Origin of the sequence: Streptomyces sp. NPDC014870 (genome assembly GCF_043081505.1) — a bacterium.
In the GTDB taxonomy this organism is placed as follows: Bacteria; Actinomycetota; Actinomycetes; order Streptomycetales; family Streptomycetaceae; genus Streptomyces.
In genome coordinates this window covers 35,511-52,192 of sequence record NZ_JBIBWQ010000011.1, presented here as the reverse complement: position 1 = coordinate 52,192, position 16,682 = coordinate 35,511, and the positions used below count along the sequence as shown (strand labels likewise).

The 16,682-nt window shown below is 72.3% G+C and carries 16 protein-coding genes; 2 read left to right on the top strand and 14 right to left on the bottom strand.

Translation table 11 applies throughout. The features are described from left to right. Nucleotides 1–8: 8 nt before the first annotated feature. From hypF to ACF09C_RS28700, 14 genes are all read right to left on the bottom strand, one after another. On the bottom strand, nucleotides 9–2,453 hold the full coding sequence (hypF, locus tag ACF09C_RS28765; RefSeq protein WP_392095644.1) for a carbamoyltransferase HypF: 2,445 nt from the start codon (nucleotides 2,451–2,453) through the stop codon (nucleotides 9–11). After that, entirely contained in the window at nucleotides 2,450–3,145 is a 696-nt protein-coding gene (gene hypB, locus ACF09C_RS28760; protein ID WP_392095643.1) for a hydrogenase nickel incorporation protein HypB, read from the bottom strand. Before hypB ends, hypF begins: the two co-directional genes overlap by 4 nt. A 2-nt stretch (nucleotides 3,146–3,147) precedes the next feature. Further along, entirely contained in the window at nucleotides 3,148–3,543 is a 396-nt protein-coding gene (locus tag ACF09C_RS28755) for a hydrogenase maturation nickel metallochaperone HypA (protein WP_392095642.1), read from the bottom strand. A 157-nt stretch (nucleotides 3,544–3,700) separates the two neighbouring features. Continuing rightward, the gene (locus ACF09C_RS28750; RefSeq protein WP_392095641.1) at nucleotides 3,701–3,841 is read right to left on the bottom strand and encodes a DUF6893 family small protein; all 141 of its coding nucleotides are present in this window, start codon (nucleotides 3,839–3,841) and stop codon (nucleotides 3,701–3,703) included. Continuing rightward, nucleotides 3,838–4,383, bottom strand: coding sequence for a hydrogenase maturation protease (locus tag ACF09C_RS28745; protein ID WP_392095640.1), 546 nt, complete (start codon nucleotides 4,381–4,383; stop codon nucleotides 3,838–3,840). Before ACF09C_RS28745 ends, ACF09C_RS28750 begins: the two co-directional genes overlap by 4 nt. After that, on the bottom strand, nucleotides 4,380–5,780 hold the full coding sequence (locus tag ACF09C_RS28740) for a hypothetical protein (protein ID WP_392095639.1): 1,401 nt from the start codon (nucleotides 5,778–5,780) through the stop codon (nucleotides 4,380–4,382). The genes ACF09C_RS28745 and ACF09C_RS28740 overlap by 4 nt, the downstream gene beginning before the upstream one ends. Further along, nucleotides 5,777–6,415 (bottom strand): DUF6084 family protein, encoded by a 639-nt coding sequence (locus ACF09C_RS28735; protein WP_392095638.1) that lies wholly within the window; start codon nucleotides 6,413–6,415, stop codon nucleotides 5,777–5,779. The genes ACF09C_RS28740 and ACF09C_RS28735 overlap by 4 nt, the downstream gene beginning before the upstream one ends. Further along, complete coding sequence (locus ACF09C_RS28730; protein ID WP_392095637.1) at nucleotides 6,412–7,071, bottom strand: DUF5947 family protein; 660 nt, start codon at nucleotides 7,069–7,071, stop codon at nucleotides 6,412–6,414. Before ACF09C_RS28730 ends, ACF09C_RS28735 begins: the two co-directional genes overlap by 4 nt. After that, complete coding sequence (locus ACF09C_RS28725) at nucleotides 7,068–7,625, bottom strand: hypothetical protein (protein ID WP_392095636.1); 558 nt, start codon at nucleotides 7,623–7,625, stop codon at nucleotides 7,068–7,070. Before ACF09C_RS28725 ends, ACF09C_RS28730 begins: the two co-directional genes overlap by 4 nt. Then, nucleotides 7,622–9,406, bottom strand: coding sequence for a nickel-dependent hydrogenase large subunit (locus tag ACF09C_RS28720; RefSeq protein WP_392095635.1), 1,785 nt, complete (start codon nucleotides 9,404–9,406; stop codon nucleotides 7,622–7,624). The genes ACF09C_RS28725 and ACF09C_RS28720 overlap by 4 nt, the downstream gene beginning before the upstream one ends. Nucleotides 9,407–9,499: 93 nt before the next feature. Continuing rightward, complete coding sequence (locus ACF09C_RS28715; RefSeq protein WP_392095633.1) at nucleotides 9,500–10,582, bottom strand: hydrogenase expression protein HypE; 1,083 nt, start codon at nucleotides 10,580–10,582, stop codon at nucleotides 9,500–9,502. Between the two features lie 56 nt (nucleotides 10,583–10,638). After that, a complete protein-coding gene (locus tag ACF09C_RS28710) occupies nucleotides 10,639–12,351 on the bottom strand; it encodes a hydrogenase maturation protein (RefSeq protein WP_392095632.1) in 1,713 nt (570 codons plus the stop codon). A 239-nt stretch (nucleotides 12,352–12,590) separates the two neighbouring features. Beyond that, on the bottom strand, nucleotides 12,591–13,280 hold the full coding sequence (locus ACF09C_RS28705) for a M24 family metallopeptidase (protein WP_392095630.1): 690 nt from the start codon (nucleotides 13,278–13,280) through the stop codon (nucleotides 12,591–12,593). Nucleotides 13,281–13,373: 93 nt separating this feature from the next. Next, nucleotides 13,374–13,790, bottom strand: coding sequence for a DUF3592 domain-containing protein (locus ACF09C_RS28700; protein ID WP_392095629.1), 417 nt, complete (start codon nucleotides 13,788–13,790; stop codon nucleotides 13,374–13,376). Nucleotides 13,791–14,189: 399 nt separating this feature from the next. Between ACF09C_RS28700 and ACF09C_RS28695 the strand changes: the two genes are divergently transcribed. After that, a complete protein-coding gene (locus tag ACF09C_RS28695) occupies nucleotides 14,190–15,449 on the top strand; it encodes an extracellular solute-binding protein (protein ID WP_392095627.1) in 1,260 nt (419 codons plus the stop codon). Between the two features lie 402 nt (nucleotides 15,450–15,851). After that, nucleotides 15,852–16,607 carry a hypothetical protein gene (locus tag ACF09C_RS28690; protein ID WP_392095626.1) on the top strand — a complete coding sequence of 252 codons (756 nt, stop codon included), beginning with the start codon at nucleotides 15,852–15,854 and terminating at the stop codon, nucleotides 16,605–16,607. Nucleotides 16,608–16,682: the final 75 nt, after the last annotated feature.

Here is a 16,682-nt window from a genome sequence, read left to right as displayed (position 1 = left end):
GTGTCTCCTCACTCTCGCTCTCGTCGTGGCGTGCCGGGGGCTGCCGCCCCGTCCGTGACCCGGGCGGCCACGAGGAGCTGGCCGAGCGCCAGTCCGCCGTCGTTCGGCGGGATCAGGCGATGGCGCAGCACGGTGAAGCCGTCCTCCCGCAGCCCTTCGGCGCAGGCCGAGGAGAGCACGGTGTTGGCGAACACTCCCCCGGTGAGCGCCACCGTCGCGAGGCCCGTCTCGGCGCGGGCCGCCGCGCAGACGGCGCGGACCAGGCGTGCCACGGCGTGGTGGAACCGCGCGGCGACGACCGCCACGGGGGTCCCGTCGCGCACGTCGGCGGTGACCGCCGCCAGGAGGGGCGCGGGGTCGGCGGTGAGCGGGGCGCCGGCCTTCGGCGGGCGGAGCCGGAAGGCGTAGCGCCCGTCCTCGGCCGCGGTGGGTGCGCGCAGGGCCGCCGCCTCCAGCTCGATGGCGGCCTGCGCCTCGTACCCCGCGTGGTGGCAGATCCCCGCGAGGGAGGAGACGGCGTCGAAGAGCCGCCCCATGCTGGATGTGGGCACACAGTTCAGCTCGCGTGCCAACTGCCGTTCCAGTACGGCCCGTTCCTCGGGAGGGCAGGCTCGGCTGCAGGGCAGCGCGGGGTCGGCGGCGAGACCCGCCGCCCGCAGATGGGCCAGCGCCATGCGGTAGGGCCGCCGTACGGCCGCGTCGCCGCCCGGCAGGGATACGTAGGACAGGTGGGCGAACCGCTGGAAACCGGCGTAGTCCGCGAGCAGGAACTCCCCGCCCCACACGGCGCCGTCGAGGCCGTAGCCGGTGCCGTCGAAGGCGACGCCGATCACGGGAGCCGTGCCGTCGAGGCCGTGCTCCGCCATGGCCGCCGCGACGTGCGCGTGATGGTGCTGCACAGGGACGACGGAGCGCCCGGCGGACCGGTCCCTGGCCCAGCGGGCGGACCGGTACGCGGGGTGGCGGTCGGCGGCGAGCAGCGCGGGCCGCACGCCCGTGACGGACTCCAGTTGCTTCGCGGCGGAGGTCAGGGCGAGCTGGGTGGCGAGGTCGTCCATGTCGCCGATGTGGGCGGAGAGCCATGCCTGCCGTCCGGCACCCAGGCAGAAGGTGTTCTTCAGGTCCCCTCCGACGGCGAGGGCGGGGCCGACCTCGACGGGCAGCGCGACCGGCAGCGGCGCGTAGCCCCGGGAGCGGCGCAGCGTCAACTGCTCGCCGTCGCAGACGCGGACGACGGAGTCGTCGCAGGGCACATGGATGGGCCGGTCGTGCAGCAGCCAGGCGTCCGCGAGGCCGGCGAGCCTGGTGAGCGCCTCCGCGTCGTCCGTGACGATGGGTTCGCCCGAGAGGTTGCCACTGGTCATCACGAGCAGCCGGGGCCCTTCCCCGTCCGCCGCGCCGAGACCGAGGAGGAGGTGGTGCACAGGGGTGTACGGGAGCATGAAGCCGAGGTCGGGGCTGCCGGGAGCCACCGACGGAGCCGGGCCGGCGCCCTGGCGCGGGCGGGCGTCGGCGCGGCGGCGCAGCAGGACGACGGGCCGGACCGCGCCGGTGAGCAGTTCGCGTTCGAGCGGGCCGAGGTGCGCGAGGGGCTCGATGTCCGAGAGGTCCGCCGCCATCATCGCGAACGGTTTGTCACCGCGCGCCTTGCGGCGCCGCAGTTCCGCGACCGCGTCGGGGGCGGTCGCGTCGCAGGCCAGGTGGTAGCCGCCGAGGCCCTTGACGGCGAGGATCGCGCCGGCGGCGAGCATCCGGCGGGCGACGGCGACCGGATCGCCGTCCGTGTCGCAGGCGGAGGCGGTGTGCGGGCCGTCCGGCGCGGTGACCAGGCGCAGTCGGGGGCCGCAGCGGGGGCAGGCGACGGGCTGGGCGTGGAAGCGCCGGTCGGCGGGGTCCGCGTACTCGCGTGCGCAGTCCGGGCACATGGGGAATCCGGCCATGGTGGTGTGCACGCGGTCGTAGGGCAGACCCGTGACGATCGTGAACCGGGGGCCGCAGTGGGTGCACGTGATGAACGGGTGCAGGTACCGCCGGTCGGCCGGGTCCGCCAGCTCCGCGAGGCAGTCGTCGCAGGTCGCGGTGTCCGGCGGGACGAGCGTGCGGACGGCACCGCCCTGGCGGGAGGGCACGATCGTGAATCCGCTGCCGCCGCTCGGAGTCACCTCGGCCGTCTCGACGGAGTCGACCCGTGCCAGCGGCGGCGCGTCGGGGGCGAGGCGGGCGCAGAAGGCGGCGACGTCCTCGGGGTCGCCCTCGACCTCCGCGACGACGCCGTCCGCCGTGTTGGTGACGTGGCCGGACAGGCGCAGTCGGCCGGCGAGGGCGTGGACGAAGGGCCGGAAGCCCACGCCCTGCACGACACCCCTGACGACGACCCGGGTGCGCCGGGGGGCCGCGGCCGTCGCGGTGTCGGGAAGGGCCGCGGCTCCGGTGTCCGGCCTCGCCGTGGTCACGCGCCGGCCTGGGCCATCACCGGGGTGTGGACGCGGTTGCCCTCGGCCGCCGCGAGGGCCCGGTCGAGGAGGGCACCGGCGCCGCGGCCGTCCCGCACCGAGCTGAGGACGATCTCGACACCGGGGTTGACCTGCTCCACGTGGGCGCGGAAGGCCGCCTCGTCGAACTCCGCCGCCTCGGCCATGTCGGTCTTGGTGACGATCACGAGCTGGGCGAGGCCGAACGCGGTGGGGTACTTCAGCGGCTTGTCCTCGCCCTCGGTGACCGAGGCGAGCACGACACGCAGCGTCTCACCCAGGTCGTAGCCGGCGGGGCAGACGAGGTTGCCGACGTTCTCGACGAAGAGCAGCCGGGTGGACTCGGGCAGCCAGTCGTGCAGATGCCGGGCGACCATGTCGGCCTCCAGATGGCAGAGGCCGTCGGTGAGCACCTGCTTGACGGGCGCGCCCGAACGGGCGAGCCGGCGGGCGTCGTTCTCGGTGGCCAGGTCGGCGGTGAGGGCGGCCGCGCTGACGCCCCGTTCTCCGGCGAGCCGCAGCTCACGCTCCAGCAGGGCGGTCTTGCCGCTGCCGGGGCTGGAGAGCAGGTTGACCACGGTGGTGCCGCGGGCGTTGAGTTCGGTCCGCAGGATCTGTGCCGCGGCCTCGTTCTTGGCGAGGACGGCGCGCTGGAGATCGACGGCTCGGCACATGCTCAGCTCTCCTCGGTGATCGGTTGGCGATGCCCCGGGCGCGCCGCCGCGGGGTCGGTCCAGCGGACCTCCCGGATCTGGAGTTCGCGGCCGGAGACGAGTTCGTCGGCTGCGGCGCCGCATCGGGGGCAGAGGAGCCGCGGGGGCATGCCGACCGCCCAGACCTCGGCGCAGGGTGCGCAGCGCGCGGTGCCGGGGACGGTACGGGTGATCAGTTCGGCGCCCTCGACGACGGTTCCGGCGCAGGCGAGTTCGAAGCAGAAGGCGAGGGCGTCGGCGACGACGCCGGCCAGCTCGCCCACGTCCAGTTCGATGCTGTGGACGCCGACGGCCCCGCGGGACCTCGCCGCGGTCTCGACCTGGTCGACGACGGCGACCGCGAGGGACATCTCGTGCATCGGTCTCCGTCCTGGGTGCCGCGGTGGGTCTCGGGCGCCATTAGAGGACGGGCGGCGGCGGGGTCCCGACCGGCGCGCCGGGACCGCTCGGCGGTGTCGTCCGTTCGGTGCAGCCGCTCGTCCGCCGGAGCCGACGGGGGCGTGCGACCGAGCGGCGTCACATCCTGCTGATGCGCAGATAGCGCCGGAGGTCGGGGAGGACTCCGACGACGACGGCCACGACCGCCAGGGCGGCGGTGGCGGCGGCTGCGGTGCCGAGGACGTTCCTGTGCATGGTGCTCTCCGTTTCGGTCTTCATACGACGGCTTCCTGGCGGACCAGTTCGGTCACCATGCGCACGGCCTCGGGCACGGCGGCGGCGACCTGGGGGCTGAGCCCGATGCCCTCGTCGAGGCAGGCCGGTTCGCAGCCGACGACGAGGATCCGCCGCGGTGGTGCGGCGCCGGTTCCCGCGCAGAGGGTGTCGAGCAGGGCGAGGACGGCGTCGGGCGTCATCCGGTGGCCGTCGAGCGGCGCGTGCTCCGTGCCGGAGCCGCGGTCGCCGGCCGCCGAGGCGTCGATCAGGTAGAGCGTCCCCGGTTCGCCGCCGCGGGCGGTGACGTCGACGAGGACGAGGGTGTCCCAGCCGTCGAGGAGTTCGTAGGCGAGGTGGACGCCTCTGACCCCGACGTCGGCCAGCTGGACGGAGGCGGGGAGTTCCTCCCGGCCGAGCCGTCGTACGGTCTCCACGCCGAAGCCGTCGTCGCCGAGGAAGATGTTGCCCACCCCGGCCACCAGGGTGCGGGCCGTGCCGGGCGCCGGGGCTCCGGGTACGGGGGCGTCGGGCGCCGGTCCGGTCACGGCTCCTCCAGGGCTTCGACCTCGTCCGGCTGGAAGTAGAGGAACCGGCCCTGCTCGCGCCGGATGTCGGCGCCCGGGTCGTCCTCCACGGTCACGGCGATGTGGACGCCGCCGTCGACGTCGTGGAGGACCGCCTCGACCAGCGCGCCGCGCCCGTCGAGGAACAGGTCCTGGGCGTCCGTGCGGCGCAGTCGTGGGCGCAGGACGACCCGGCTGCCCGCGCGGACCGCGCGTCCGTCGACGAGGACGTGGTCGCTGCCCGGGTCGACACCGGTGTCACCGCCCGGGTCCCACCAGGGCGTCTCCGGTTCGAGGATGTTTCCGGCGGCCGACTTCGGGGGGCCGGTGACGCTCTGGAGGCTGCGTACCGCTCCGTGGAGGCGTTCGAGGACCTCGGGCGGCATGGTGTCCGCAAGATCGATCACCGCTGCCGCGCGGGCGTCGGTCCCCCTGGCCTCGCGTTTCTCCTCGTCGGTGAGGGCAGCCGTGCGCAGGGCGAGGATCTCGTCGATCTCGGTCGCGTCGTACAGGGCGCCGGGGCTCTCGGGCGCGATGGCCGGGTGGTCCTCGAGGATGATCGGTGAGGAGAGCATCAGGTCGCTCTTCCCGGGTTCGCCGGCCAGGACGGGCCAGGTGTGCAGGTTGCGGCAGCCGACGACGGCGCCCTTCGCCCACTCCGGCGGGTCGGTCATCGACAGGAAGGAGCCGCCTTCGAGCCGGAGCAGCGTGTGCGTGGCGACGAGGGAGTACGGCAGGGCCGCGTGGCGGTCGGTGTCCGGCCCGGCGGTCCAGGCGCTGGTGTTCTCCACGGTGACCGAGAGGCGCTCGACGCGGTACGGGCCGTCGAGTTCGTCCGCCGAGATCCGCAGCGTGCCGCTGATCTCCTCGCGGCGGCGGACGAGTCGGCCGACGACCGTCCCGTCGGTGTCGGTGACCTCCTCCACATCCTCGGCGGCGGGGCGGGTGAAGGGCAGGGTGGTGCCGTCTCCGCGCAGCTCGCCGACGGGGACGACGAGGGTGACGCGTTCCTCGACGCCCTCGTCCCAGGCCACCAGGACGCGCTCGGCGAGGCGGAGTTCGCCGGTCGGCGCGTAGGTCCCGTCCGCGCGGCGTTCCTCGACGGTGCGCCGCTGGGCGCGCAGGAAGCGGACCTCCACGGCCAGTTCGGCGCCGGTCCTCGGCTCCATGAGGCACTCGGTGAGCTGGAAGTCGTGCTCCTCGGCGGCGGCGCTCCAGGACGGCGGGACCAGGACCCCGAACTGCCAGCGGAGCCGGTTCTTCGCGGCGGACGCGCGGTACGGATAGAGGACGTACCCCTCGAAGAGGACGGCGTCGGCGACGTGCCGGGCGACGGCGAACCGTGCCTCGGTCCCTGGGTCGAAGGCGACGGTGGTCATCGTGTCCTCTCCCCCGCCGCTTCGAGCAGGGACTCGACGGTGGCCTCCCAGGACGGGAGGGCGCGGCGTGAGCGGTAGGCGAGCAGGGCGTCCATCGCGTCGCCCGGGAGCCGGATCCAGCCGCAGCCGGGGAAGTGCTGGTCGATCATCTCCCGCCACACCTTGACCGGCATGCGGTGGGAGACCTCCTTGTCCCAGGGGACGGGTTCGACGTGGAAGCCGCCCGCACCGGTGAAGGCGGTGCCGGAGAAGAGCAGGAGCAGGGGGACGTCGCCGTCGGAGAGCGCCCGGAAGTAGCGCGAGGCGGCGATGTCGGTGTCGTAGGTGCACGGCACGACGAGGTCGGTCTCGATCTCGCCGGTGAAGCCGGGCACCATGACGGAGGCGTGGGCGAACTGGACCGGGTTGAGGCTGCTGCCCCACCGGGAGCGTTCGCCGAAGAGGTCGGCCAGGGCCGCGGCCTCATGGTCGTCGTAGCCGCGCCGGGCGGGTTCGATACGGATCTGGCAGCGCAGGGCCATGGCATGGACCCGGGTGGTGCCGGTGGCGGTGATCCGCAGCCGGAACACGAGCGTGGGTCCGGCCGCGTAGGGGTCGGCGCGTACGTCGGTGCAGCTGAAGGCGAACTCGGTCACGGCCGGCTCCCCTGCGGTTCGCGGGCCAGACCTCGGACGTGGCTGAAGAGGGCGTCGAGTTCGGCCCGCGCCTCGGCGCCTCCGTCGAAGCCCTGCCAGTGCAGTCGCATGCGGCCCACGAGTTCGTAGGCGAGGTCGATCGGCACGAGGTAGCACTCGGTGCGGCCGTCGTGGCGGCGCAGGAGCAGGGCCTCCACGTCGGGTTCGAGGTGGGCGGCGAGCCGGGTGGCGTCGAGGACGGAACGCCAGGCCTCGTCGTCGAGTTCGCTCTCGGTGGCGCCGGCGGGGCTCGGGTAGAGCGCCACCGGCCGGTCGAGGGCGGAGTTGCGGAAGAAGAACGCCACCGAGACCGGGATGCGCAGCGACTCCCACGCCCGGTCGTCGATGCCGTGCCCGGGGTCGCTCAGGAAGCGGCCGGGTACCGCCCGGAACCGCCCCGGGGAGGCGGCGGAGCGGTCCATGAGCTGCGCGCACGGGCGGCAGGCGCAGACCAGGGCCCGCTTGTCCGTGTCGACGAGATGCGGGTGGCGCTCCTCGGCCGCCAGTGGGGCGCCGCACAGTTCACAGCGTTCTTCACGGGGCGGGCGGGGGGTGGTGAACCGGCGCAGGCCCCCGGCGCGCGGGGGCCGCGCGCCTTCGGTCGTCGGCCCGTTCACCGGGCGGCCGACGCGCGGCCGTCCGCGCCCGCGAGCGACGGACGGGTGCCGATCTGCAGCAGCGCCGGTTCGCGCCGGGCGCCGCTCTCCAGCTCCACGCCGGTCACCTCGGGGGCGAAGCAGGCGAGGGCGTCCACGGCCGCCTGCCGGACGGAGTCCTGGGTGCCGGCGCAGCCGCAGCCGGACGAGGCGGTGACGCGCAGCCGCAGCACGCCCGTCGCCGGGTCGAACCCGGCGTTCTCCACCGGCTGCGGCAGCGCGGACAGGGCACGGGCGATCCGGGTCGGCACGTCCTCGGGGTGGAGTCCGTGCAGGTTGAGCAGGCTCGCGACGAGTTCGTCCGCGAGCAGCGGGGCCAGCGGGTCGGCGGGCGGTCGGGCGGCGGGGCGGCCGAGGAGGTCGACGACGCGGGCGATGCCGCTGCCGTAGAACTCCATGAGGACGCGGACGACCTCCTCGGCCGCCGCGCAGGCCTCGGTGTCGCCGCTCTCCGCCAGCCGGTCCAGGACCTCCTCGACCCGTCGGCCCGCCTGTTCGGCGGTGGTCGCGCTCATCCGGCCAGACCGCTCAGGCCGGTGGGCACGTGCATCTGCTTCACGGTCCGGCCGTTGCCCGTGTACATGTGGACGCCGCAGGGCAGGCAGGGGTCGAAGCTGCGCACGGCGCGCATGATGTCGATGCCCTTGAAGTTCTCGGGCGGGTTCTCCTCGAAGATCGGCGTGTTCTGCACGGCGTCCTCGTACGGTCCGGGGGTCCCGAACGTGTCACGCGTGGAGGCGTTCCAGGGCGTTGGGGGATAGGGGTGGTAGTTGGCGATCTTGCCGTCCCTGATCACCATGTGGTGCGAGAGGACACCCCGTACGGCCTCGGTGAAGCCGACACCGATGGACTCGTCCGGCACCTCGAACTTCTCCCATGTCTGGGTGCGTCCGGCGCGGACCTCCTCCAGGCCCTTCTCGGCGCAGTGCAGGGCGACGGCCGCCGCGTACGCCTGGAAGTAGGTCCGGGCGCGGTTGCGCTCCAGGGCGTTGCTCCACTTCGGGATCTTCCACTCGAAGGTGGTCTCCGGCTTCGTCATCGTGCGGGGGAGGTTGATGACGACGCTGTGCCCGGTGGCCTTGATGTAGCCGATGTCGACGAGGCCGGAGAGCGCGGTGGACCACAGGCGGGCGATGGGGCCGCCGCCGGTGTCCAGGGCCAGGTGGTCCTTGCCGTCGAACCAGCGCGGGGACATCACCCAGCTGTACTTGTCGTCGAAGTTCCGCTTCTGCGGGGCCGGGATGGTGTGCTGGTTCCACGGGTGGCGCGGGTCGACCGGGTTGCCCAGCGGGTCGTGGGTGACGAACTGCTCCTGCCCCTGCCAGTCCTCGTAGTACGAGCTGCCGAGCAGGATGCGGATGCCGAGGTTGATCTCGGTGAGGTCGTTGGTCACCAGCTTGCCGTCGACGACGACGCCCGGGGTGACGAACATCTTCCGTCCCCAGTCGGTCATGTTGGCGTAGGTGAAGTCGCAGTGCTCGGGGTCGTTGAGCGCGCCCCAGCAGCCGAGCAGCACGCGGCGCCGGCCGACCTCCTCGTAGCCGGGCAGCGCCTCGTAGAAGAAGTCGAAGAGGTCGTCGTGGAGCGGGACGACCCGCTTCATGAACTCGACATAGCGCATGAGGCGGCTCATGTAGTCGGTGAACAGCTGCACGGACGCGACCGTGCCGACACCGCCGGGGTAGAGCGTGGAGGGGTGGACGTGGCGTCCCTCCATCAGGCAGAACATCTCCCGGGTGTAGCGGCTGACCTGCAGCGCCTCGCGGTAGAACTCGCCCTCTAGAGGGTTGAGGGAGCGCATGATGTCGGCGATGGTGCGGTAGCCGTGCTCGGCGGCGTGCGGTGCCTCGGTGCGCTCGGCGAGCTCCAGGACCCCGGGGTTGGTCTCGCGGACCATCTTCTCGCAGTAGTCGACCCCGACCAGGTTCTCCTGGAAGATGTTGTGGTCGAACATGTACTCCGCGGACTCGCCGAGGTTGATGACCCACTCACCCAGGTGCGGGGGCTTCACGCCGTACGCCATGTTCTGGGCGTACACGGAACAGGTGGCGTGGTTGTCACCGCAGATGCCGCAGATGCGGCTGGTGATGAAGTGCGCGTCGCGGGGGTCCTTGCCCCGCATGAAGACGCTGTAGCCGCGGAAGACGGAGGACGTGCTGTAGCACTCCGCGACGCGCTTCTGCTTGAAATCGATCTTCGTGTGGATGCCGAGACTGCCCACGATCCGGGTGATGGGATCCCACGCCATCTCCACCAGTCCGGAGCCGTCACCCGTCGTCTTCGTCGGAGGTGCCATGGTGTGTGTGGTGCCCTTCGTGAGCTCTTCGACTTCGCGAACAGTGGGGTTGGTTGAGGGTTCAGCGGGGTGTGGGGTGCCGTGCCGTGACGGTCACCAGGGCGGCCGGTAGCCGGTGGTGACCCGGTCGCCGGTGTGCCGCCACTTCGGCTCCTTGTCGACGGTCCTGGCCGTCATGCCCCGGAGCCGGCGGATCAACGAGCCGTACACGCCGCTGGCGGAGACCGAGACCCTGGCGCCGGGAGGTTCGTCCATGAACGGCATGAACTTGTCCGGGAATCCGGGCATGGTGCAGGCGATGCAGATGCCGCCGACGTTCGGACAGCCGCCGACTCCGTTGATCCAGCCGCGCTTGGGGACGTTGCACTTGACGACCGGCCCCCAGCAGCCCAGCTTGACCAGGCACTGGGGCGAGTCGTACGTCGAGGCGAACTGGCCCTGCTCGTAGTAGCCGGCACGGTCGCAGCCCTCGTGCACGGTCGCCCCGAACAGCCAGGTCGGGCGGAGCTTGTCGTCCAGCGGGATCATCGGCGCGGAGCCGGCCGCCTGGTAGAGCAGGTAGGTCAGCGTCTCGGCGAAGTTGTCCGGCTGGATGGGGCAGCCGGGCACGCACACGATGGGGATGCCGGCCTGGGACTTCCAGTCCCAGCCCAGGTAGTCCGGGAGGCCCATCGCACCGGTCGGGTTCCCCGCCATGGCGTGGATGCCGCCGTACGTGGCGCAGGTGCCGATCGCGACGACCGCGAGCGCCTTGGGCGCCAGCCGGTCGACCCACTCGCTCGTGGTGATGGGCTGGCCGGTCTCCGGGTCGTCGCCGAAGCCGCTCCAGTAGCCCTCCTGTTTGATGGCCTCGTTCGGGATGGACCCCTCGACGACCAGGACGAACGGGTCGATCTCGCCCCGCTCCCCCTTGAAGAACCACTCGATGAACGTGTCGGCGCCGCCCACCGGGCCGCACTCGAAGTCGATCAGTGGCCAGTGGACCGCGATCCTGGGCAGCCCCGGCAGCCCTGCGAGGGCGATCTCCTCGATGCTGGGCTGCATGGCGGCGGTCAGGGCCACCGAGTCGCCGTCGCAGCTCAGACCCGCGTTGATCCAGAGGATGTGGATCGGCTTCTCTTCGCTGCCGGGTGCGGCGCCGGATTCCTCGACCGGGGCCGGCGTTACTGCGCTCATGAGTCGCCTCCTGAGGAGGGATGGGGCGAAGGCCTCTTTTCGGGCCTGGGTCTTGCCTAACAGTCGGCCGATCCGGCCGCGTCCGCACCTGCTCCGTCCGGGGACGGCGCTCGGGGAGCCTCCTTCCGGACGAAGGACCGGCGCAGGGCGTGGTAGCTCGCGGCGGGATCGTCGAAGATCCGCCGCATGTGGGAAAGCTCGCGCTCGCGGTAGGCGGCAAGGGGAGCGACGGACTCCCGCCGCTCGTGCTCGGCCTTCTTCGCCGCGATGCGGGCCTGGAGTCCGGTACGGGATGCCAGGCGGAGGGCCGATCGGGTGACTTCGGCGGTGAACTCCCCGGGGCCGCAGTCGACGATCCGGTCGACGAGACCCATGTCGAGCGAGGCCCCGGCGGAGACCGGCCGGGCTTCTTCGGTGAGCCGCGCGGCCAGCGCCTCGCCCACCTTCCCGGGCAGGGTGCGGGTCCAGTACTCCGACCCGTACAGGCCCATGCGGCGGTAGTGCGGATTGAGCACGGAACCCGAGCGGCACCAGACCTCGTCGGCGGCCAGGGCGAGCATCACCCCGCCCGCGGCGGCGTTGCCGCCGATCGCGCTGACGACGAGCCGGTCGGTGGTCGTGAGGACCGCCTCCACCAGGTCGTTCATGGCGTTGATGTTGGCCCATGACTCGGCGGCCGGGTCGGCGGCGGCCTCGATCACGTGCAGATGGATGCCGTTGGAGAAGAAGTCGCGCTGTCCGCCGAGCACCAGGACGGACGTGGGCCGCCCGCGGGCGGTCTCGTACGCGTCCAGGAGGCGGCGGCACTGGTCGGTACTCATCGCCCCGCCGGGGAACGTGAACGACAGGACGCCGACGGGTCCCTGCTCGGCGTACCGGATGTCGGTCCAGGTGCGCCCGCCCGGCCGGGTCGGCCGTCCGGGCCCGAGGGGTGCGGGGAGTTCGGGGAGCTCCGGCATGCGGCCCGCGAGGGCCAGGGTGGCGGGGAGCTTGCAGGCCCGGGGCCGGCCGGGGCCGGTGCGGGCGCGCAGCTCGGGAATCCAGACGGCGCCGTCCACCGTGGCCCGGCAGACCGCGCCCGCCCGGGTGGCGAGCAGGTCGCCGGGCCGTCCGCGCAGACCGTCCTCGGGGTGGCCGCCGTGCAGGAACCACTCGGCGCCGAGCAGCCGGTCGGGTACGCCGGGCTGCGAGTCGGCGGCCCGCAGGGTGCGCAGGACGGTCTCGGTGGTGTCCTCGCCCCAGGAGATGCGGCGCTCCTCCTGGCGGAGCGCGGGACGGGCGCGGATCTCGCCGGTCTGCGGACGCGGGGTGGCCCCGGTGGCGACCCGCTCGACGGCGAGGAGCACGGCGGCGACCGCGGCGTCGGACAGCTCGTTGCGGTAGAGGTCGCTCTTGCCGGCCTCCGGGACGCGGAAACCGGCGGAGGCCCAGACGTCGCCCGCGTCCATCTCCTCGTCGGCCTGGAGGACGGTGACGCCCCACGTGTCGGCCCCGTCGTGGATCGCGTGGTCGAGCGAGGAAGGACCCCGGTCTCCCACGGGCCCCGGGTGCACGATGAGGCAGCGGTGCGCCGTCCACACGTCCCGGGGCACGACGGCCTTCAGCATGGGGGCGACGACCAGGTCGGGCGTGTGGCGTGCCACGGCCTCGCGCACGGCTGCGCCGTCGGGGGTGACCTCCACGGCGACGGCGTGCCCGCGGTCGCGCAGCTCGACCAGGACGCGCTGGGTGAGGCTGTTGAAGCTGCTGGCGACGAGCAGGATGCGCATGGCGGCCCTTCCGGGGTGCGGTGGCCGGTACGGCCCCGGAGGCGGGGCCCACCGACCGCCTGCGATCCTCGGTCACCACCGGCCGGGCGGAGGCTCGACGGAGCCCGCACCTCACCCGAACGTGGCGCCCGTCCGACCGATTGGCGGGGGATCACGCCGCCGCGCCGACAGGGTCCGGCCGCCCCGATCCGCCGGACGGGCCCTGGGCGTGCGACGTCCGGTGCGGGTCCTTCACCCGGTCAGCCGAGGTCCAGGAGCTGCTCGTGGAAGCCCCCGAAGCCCCTCTCGCGGTCGACGAAGTGGAGTTCGAGGATCCAGTGGCAGCGGCGTCCGGCCCGGTCGGTGCGCCGCAGCGGGGTGGTGTTCTCCGGGGTGATGTACGACTCCGCCTTGGCTCCGTCGTTCGTCTCGTGCGGGAACTCGCCGACCAGGTGGCCCGCGTGCCAGATGCCGATGGACCAGCCCGCTTCGGCGGCCAGCTCCTCGACCACCTGGTGGAGCTGCGCGCCGGTCATGGCGCCGTCGGCCTCGAAGGCCGCGCGTCCCGCGTCGAAGATCCGCGGCAGATCCTTCAGGAGGCGGTGCTTGTCCGGGTCGTCGCCGAAGACGTACGTGCGCCCGAAGTCCGCCTCGTACTCCTCGAAGATCGGGCCGAAGTCGGCGAAGGCCACGTCGTCCTCGCCGATGATCCGGTCCGGCGGGTTGTCCCGGTACGGCAGGAGGGTGTTCGGACCGGAGCGGATGATCCGCTTGTGCCAGTGCTTCGTGGTGCCGAACATGCCGTTCGCCAGGTCACGGATCGCGTCGCTCACCTCCCGCTCGCCCCGGCCGGGCGCGACGAGTCCGCGCGCCTCCACCTCGTCGAACAGCGCGATCGCCTTCTCCTGCGCGGCGACCAGCCCGGCCACACGGGCCTTCTCCTCAACCACCCCGACCATCCCCCTCCGCTGTCGTCTGCCGGTCCATTTGATCAGCCAGGGGATCGCGCGTCCGGTGAATGACGTGTTCCGGGAGGAGGTGGGTCAGAGGGCCGCGATCGCGACGACGAGGAGCACGAGCGAGAGCAGCGCGACCGCCATGCCGCCGACGAGGAAGGCCCGTTCGCGGCCGAGGGCTTCATGGCCCTGGACGACGACGTCGCGCGGTTCGGCGGGGTCGTAGCTGATCAGCAGGGTGTCGCCGTCGTGGAGGGGGTGACGTCGACCGGGGTGGAAGGGGCAGGCGACCTCCATCACCCGGTCGTCCTCCGTGACGAACTGCAGCAGCGTGGTGGGCTCGTCGCCCGGCTGTCCCGGGCGTCGCTTGACCAGGGCGGGAACACGGACGCCCGTGGCGCTCACGCGGCGCGACCGGCGCAGGCCGTAGGTGCCCGCGAGGGCGGCGAGCAGGCCGCCGAAGAGCATGACCCCGGCGAGGACGACCACGGCCCCCGTCTCCACTCCGCCTCCCTCATCGCGCTCGCTCCACCGCGCCCCGGTGGCATCGGCTCCGCGTGCGGACACCACTCATTCTGGCCGTACCCTCCCCCGGGCTCCGTCAAATGCATGGCAACACCGCCTACGGAACCCGTCAGGACGCGCCGCGGCCGCGAGGCCGGGGGCGGGGTCGGCATGGCGTTGGCGTGGCGTTGGCCACACGGATGTCGATCGGACCGAGGTCTACGCGCGTCGGAACACGTCCCGGCATATCGGAAAACACCATGCGCAATCCGCACCGTTGGAGATACGAACACAACCGTTGAACAAGGGGCGCGCACTCTTCGCCGACCGGGAGAGAATTTCGGACGCACTGTCCAAAAAGATCAAGAGGAAAGATCCGTGCGACGAAGACTTTTCGGTATGACGGCCTCCGTGGCCGCATTCGGACTATTGGGCTCTCTGGCCACCGCCTGTGGCACGTCCGGGAGCGGCGGGACGACGTTGCGCCTCGTGGTTCCCGAGTACGGCGCCACTCCGGCGACCAGCTCCAAGGCGTACTGGGACGAACTGACCGCCGACTTCACCGCCGCCCACCCCGGCAAGAAGATCGAGGTGACGCTCTACCCGTGGGCCGACGTCGACCGTGAGGTCGCCCGCATGGTCCAGGAGGGCAACGCTCCCGACGTGGCCCTGATGGGCGCGTACTCCGACTTCGCCGCGCAGGGCCGGCTGTACGCCGCGCACGAGGTGATGTCGATCAAGGCGGAGGCGAACTTCCTGCCCCCGCTCGCGGACGCCGGCTCGGTCGACGGCACCCTCTACGGCCTGCCGTTCGTCGCGAGCAGCCGACTGCTCTTCTACAACCAGGAGTTGTTCGAGGAGGCCGACGCGAAGCCGCCGCAGACCTGGTCGGAGCTCAAGGACGCGGCCAAGGCGCTGAAGAAGGAGGGCGTGCTCTACCCGTACGCCCTGCCGCTCGGCCCCGAGGAGGCCCATGCCGAGGCTCTGATCTGGGAGTTGAGCAACGGCGGCGGCTTCACCGACAGCAGCGGCGGCTACAGCATCGCCTCCGAGAAGAACACGCAGACGTTCCGCTGGATCAAGGACAACCTGGTCGTGCCGGACCTGACCGGCCCGGTCCCGCCCGGCGAGCTCAACCGGCAGGACGCCTTCGCCGCCTTCCTGCGCGGCGACGTCGGCATGGTCAACGGCTACCCCTCGCTCCTGCATGACGCGAAGGCGAAGGGCCTGAAGGTCGGAACGCTGCGCATGCCGGTCTCCGACGCGATGCGCGAGGGGGAGGCCCCGCCGGCGGCGGGCATCGCCGACTGGATGATGGCCTTCAGGCACGACGGAAATCGCGAACTCGTGGGTTCGTTCCTGGATTTCGTCTACGAGGACAAGAACCTCAGCGAGTTCGCCGGACGCTACCACCTGCTGCCTTCGACGGTCTCCGCCAGCCAGGCGTCCCAGGACGCTGCGGCGGACCCCAGCGACGGGCAGTTCCTGGCCGCGCTGCGCAGCGCCCAGCTCTATCCGGTCAATGAACCGTCGTGGCTCCAGGTCAGCAATACCATCAAGCGGAACATCGGCAAGGCCGTGGCTCCTTCCGCCGATCCGAAGAACGTGCTGGAGCAGATCGCCCAGCAGGCCGCCCGGGACGAGGCTTCGCAGCAGTAGCGGCCTCGGGAAGACGCGCGTCTTTTCCTCCCGCTCTTCCCCGCCGTCGGAATTCCCTCCCTCTTCCGGTCCTTTCGCCCTCCCCCCCGACCGGACCCCCTACGGCGTCGACCCGACGCCCCTCTCGTCGCTCGCGAGGCACTCACAAGGTGCGCGGAGCGACGACCTCCCTCCCCACCACGCCGGAACCCGCGCCGCCCGCCTGAGCCCGCGCCCCCCGTCGTGACGGGCCCCGAAGCCGATCGTTGATCGCTCGAACGCCCTGCTCGCGGGCCCGAGATGGTGCGGATATCCTGGAATGGACGCGCGCGTGAGTCGGTGAGTCGGCTGTGGTGACACCAGCTCCGGCTCGCAGCCGCCTCGACCGTCCAGCAACAGCACGAAGCACGCAGGAGCGCTGCTATGGACCTGTTGCCCATCGAGATCAAGGTCAATGTCGACGGTGGTGCGGGGGCGGCCATGGCCGCTCTCGGAGCGTCCGCCGGCCGCATGTCCGTCCGTCACATCTGGTTCGCCGAGGACCGGATCGGCGCCGCCGAGGGCCGGGTGCCGCTGCTCGACGCGGGGGTGATCGTACGGATCAGGGCCGGGGCAGGTCCCGACGACCTGACCGTCAAGCTGCGTCCGTGCACACGGGAGCAGCTGATCGGCCGCTTCGCCGCGCCCTTCGAGGCCCGGCCCTTCACGTACAAGATCGAGCAGGACTGGACAGGCAGCCGGCGTGTCCTGGCGGCGTCTCTGGTGCATGACCATCCGCCGGGCGTGCTGACGGACGTGGTGACGTCGCCGGGCGCGGATCCCGCCACGGCCGTCGACGCGGTGCAGAACCAGTTCCTCGATGTCTGCGCGCCCGAGGTCCGGCTCGGCGGGCTTGTCGCGCTCGGGCCGATCGTGGCGACGAAGGTCGAGGACGTCGCCCTCGGCGATCTGGAGGTGAACCTGGAGGCATGGTCGGTCACCGATCTGGACTTCCTGGAAGCCTCGCTACGGGTCAAGCCCAAGGACGATGACGACGCCGAGCAGCTCACGGAACGGGCCGAGCGCAAGCAGCGGAAGCTGGAGGACGCGGTGCGGGCGGCGGGAGTGGAGCTCTCCGAGCATCCCGACACCAAGACGCGCCGGGTCCTCACCGCCCTGACCGCGGCCGTCCGCGCCTGAGGCGTCCACCGCTCGCCCGTCCCCGGACCACGACGCCGTGGACCGGGGACGGGTCGGCCGCCGGTCGGTCGGCCT

Coding starts and splice junctions, on each gene's coding strand:
- hypB (WP_392095643.1), bottom strand. CDS start 3,145: ATGTGCCGAGCCGTCGATCTCCAGCGCGCCGTCCTCGCCAAGAACGAG.
- ACF09C_RS28755 (WP_392095642.1), bottom strand. CDS start 3,543: ATGCACGAGATGTCCCTCGCGGTCGCCGTCGTCGACCAGGTCGAGACC.
- ACF09C_RS28750 (WP_392095641.1), bottom strand. CDS start 3,841: ATGAAGACCGAAACGGAGAGCACCATGCACAGGAACGTCCTCGGCACC.
- ACF09C_RS28740 (WP_392095639.1), bottom strand. CDS start 5,780: ATGACCACCGTCGCCTTCGACCCAGGGACCGAGGCACGGTTCGCCGTC.
- ACF09C_RS28725 (WP_392095636.1), bottom strand. CDS start 7,625: ATGAGCGCGACCACCGCCGAACAGGCGGGCCGACGGGTCGAGGAGGTC.
- ACF09C_RS28720 (WP_392095635.1), bottom strand. CDS start 9,406: ATGGCACCTCCGACGAAGACGACGGGTGACGGCTCCGGACTGGTGGAG.
- ACF09C_RS28715 (WP_392095633.1), bottom strand. CDS start 10,582: ATGAGCGCAGTAACGCCGGCCCCGGTCGAGGAATCCGGCGCCGCACCC.
- ACF09C_RS28710 (WP_392095632.1), bottom strand. CDS start 12,351: ATGCGCATCCTGCTCGTCGCCAGCAGCTTCAACAGCCTCACCCAGCGC.
- ACF09C_RS28695 (WP_392095627.1), top strand. CDS start 14,190: ATGACGGCCTCCGTGGCCGCATTCGGACTATTGGGCTCTCTGGCCACC.
- ACF09C_RS28690 (WP_392095626.1), top strand. CDS start 15,852: ATGGACCTGTTGCCCATCGAGATCAAGGTCAATGTCGACGGTGGTGCG.